The organism is Chryseobacterium sp. SIMBA_029 (genome assembly GCF_046535275.1).
In the GTDB taxonomy this organism is placed as follows: Bacteria; Bacteroidota; Bacteroidia; order Flavobacteriales; family Weeksellaceae; genus Chryseobacterium.
Map to the genome: position 1 here is coordinate 1 of NZ_JAWRXA010000291.1, position 274 is coordinate 274.

Sequence of the window (274 nt, forward strand, 5' to 3'; positions counted from 1 at the left end):
TGTTTGAACCTTGGTTCCTGCAGGTGGGTCGGAGCTGACAAAGGTACCTGCTGCTTGGCCGGGGTTTCCGTTGACCGGATCGCCGGCCACCCAACGCAAGTTCGCGCCGTCGATAAGGCCTTGAACCTGTGCCTCGGACAAGCCGACACCGATGCTCGGCACGGCAACCATCTCGGGACCCTTTGAGTACTGCACCGTGATCATCTGTCCGGGGTCCACCAATCCCGTGGGGTCAAGGTTCGTCACCGTTCCTACGGGCGCCGGGTTGAAGACC

Annotated in this window: 1 pseudogene; it reads right to left on the bottom strand. The window is 61.7% G+C overall.

Annotated features, from left to right (window positions below):
• A pseudogene (locus SB679_RS24180) lies at positions 1–274 on the bottom strand (hypothetical protein); the annotation flags it as partial.